This window comes from Brachybacterium sp. AOP29-B2-41, from assembly GCF_052378395.1.
Taxonomy (GTDB): Bacteria; Actinomycetota; Actinomycetes; order Actinomycetales; family Dermabacteraceae; genus Brachybacterium.
The window spans coordinates 1-1,772 of record NZ_JBQSXR010000046.1; the positions used below are offsets into that span (position 1 = coordinate 1).

General features: G+C 68.3%; 1 protein-coding gene. It reads right to left on the reverse strand.

From position 1 onward, the window contains the following. On the reverse strand, positions 1-1,725 hold the full coding sequence (locus ACT3T9_RS18795; protein WP_444607300.1) for an HNH endonuclease signature motif containing protein: 1,725 nt from the start codon (positions 1,723-1,725) through the stop codon (positions 1-3). Positions 1,726-1,772: the final 47 nt, after the last annotated feature.

Here is a 1,772-nt window from a genome sequence, read left to right on the forward strand (position 1 = left end):
CTAGAACGGTGGTTCGGTTTCGTCGTGGGTGGGGTTGGGTGGGATGATCCGGCGTCCTCCGCGGTGGGAGTAGGCCTTTGCCCATGCGGCACGGCGCTGCTCGGCGGCTCGTTCCTGACGGGGTCTGGTGTTCTCTTCGGCGTGGAGACGTAGCGCGTCTTCGTGGGCGCGTTCGTAGGCACGCCAGTCCCGTTGGAGGATCTTCGCCAGTCGTGGGGTGAGCAGGTCGGTGTTCTCCCTGGCTCGTATCCGAATGTCCCGGCCGATATCCCAGGTCGTCTCCAATGGCCCGGCGGTGGTGGTCCCGTCACCGCGGGCGGGATCCTCGACCGGGTCACGGGCGGGGTCGATCAGTCCCGCGGTTTTTTGTTTGTGGTGGAGCCAGCAGAGGCGGTGGAGGTTCCACAGCGAGGTTTGCCCGCCCTGGTCGGGGTGGTCATGGTCGTATTCGATGATGTGGTCATCCTCTGCCGCGAGGACCGTGGCCCGGGTACAGCCCGGCACCGCACAGACCGGGTGACGCAGCCTCAGCTGGAGGCGCATCTGGGTGGTGGGCTGGTAGGTCTGCGCGGTCACGGGCAGGTACGCGCCGGTGATCGGGTCGGTGAGGATCCGCTGCCAGGTGCTCTCCCCGGCTGCGAGTTCCCGGGCGAGCTCTGCGGGTAGCGGCGTCATCCCCTCCAGCATCGCGGGCGCGTCACTCTGGCCCAGCAGGGTCAGTGCCGGGACGGTGACGAGGATCTTGTAGGGCCTGGCAGTTTCTTCGACGGGGTCGATGTCCAGGACCGAGTGGGTCAAGATCGCGTACCGCAGCGTCCGCAGCGACAACGCGGTGCCCCGCTCGGCGAGGTCCCGATCAATATCGAACGGCAACGGCCCTTCGGCACCTGCTTCTAACGCGGTGCGCTGGGCTTTCTGGACGGTGCGGGCTGCGACATCGAGCCGGTGGGCGAGGGCCTGGATCTCCGGGATCGGGCCCGTCACCAACAACGATGCGGTTCCCGTCTCGGTATCGATCCCCACGATCTCCACGTCCCGTGACCGGGACGGCGGCGCTGGGAGAGTCCCGGCGGTGGCGAGGGCGACCGCGAGCCGGACATGCTTCTCGAACGTGTCCTGCGAGATCGAGGGAATCTCGATCGTGGCCATATGCGCATCCACGTCCCGGGCCTGCTCCTCGCTCAGGCGCCGGGTGTGGCGGATCAGGTAGTGATGCCACTGCTCGGGCAGATCCCCGCGACGCAGGTACGTGAACGTCACCGGCATCCACTGCACCGCCAGATACGCGTCACGAACCTTGCCGTGTGCTTGGGGGTAGGTGCAACGCAGCCCCGCGGCGATCTTCAACGCGGTCACATCCGCGTCATCGAGCAGGCCCCGCACCTCGGGGTCCTCACAGAAGAACGTGGAGAGCTGACGCAGCAGATGCGCGTGCAGACTCGCCCGGGTCCGCATCGTGCGATGCAGCCCCAGCATCCGCCCCGCGTCGAGACTCCCGGGGGCCGCTTCCTCCAGGATGTACTCCTCATCCAGCACCCGCCGCGCCCGCACCTCCCACTGCGGCAGCCCCTCCGGCGCCACACCACGACTGGCCGAAGACGACTGCCCGACACCGGGCCCGGCAGGCGGGTCACCGGCAGGGGCATCCTCGCGCGGAGGGATCCCGGCCGGCGGCTCGCCCGCCGCGTCCGCGTCAGCGAACCGGTCCTCCTCGAACTCACCCACCGAAACCCCTCCACCCACACACCAGAAACCCCACGAACCACGTCTGC